Here is a 367-nt window from a genome sequence, read left to right as displayed (position 1 = left end):
CCCGGCGCACCCGGTCCACCCGGATACGACGGCCCGGCCGCGCCCGGCGGGGGCGGCGGCGTATGCGGACCACCCGCACCGGGGACACCGGGTGGGCCGGGCGGCTGCGGGCCGGATGGGGCACCCTGGCCCGGAGCGCCGGACATACCGGGCGGCTGCGGGGCACCGGGAGGCGGGGTCTGACCACCGCCCGCGAGCATCGTCGCGGCGGCGTGCACCCCACCGCCGGGCGTACCGGGCGCACCCGGCGGAGGCGGCGTCTGCCCACCACCGTGCCCACCGGGGGGCGTCTGCCCGGCACCAGGCACCCCGGGAGGACCAGGGGGGCCGGGCGGACCGGGAGGACCAGGCGGACCAGGCGGCTGCG

General features: G+C 82.3%; 1 protein-coding gene. It reads right to left on the bottom strand.

Annotation, left to right across the window (positions count from 1 at the left end; genetic code table 11):
* A partial coding sequence (locus tag KN815_RS49460; RefSeq protein ID WP_216348248.1) for a hypothetical protein occupies positions 1 to 187 on the bottom strand: 187 nt, incomplete at its 3' end.
* Positions 188 to 367: the final 180 nt, after the last annotated feature.

It is taken from the genome of Streptomyces niphimycinicus, from assembly GCF_018883605.1.
Taxonomy (GTDB): domain Bacteria; phylum Actinomycetota; class Actinomycetes; order Streptomycetales; family Streptomycetaceae; genus Streptomyces; species Streptomyces niphimycinicus.
Note: the sequence above shows the minus strand (reverse complement) of the source record. Positions and strands in the feature narration are given on the sequence as shown.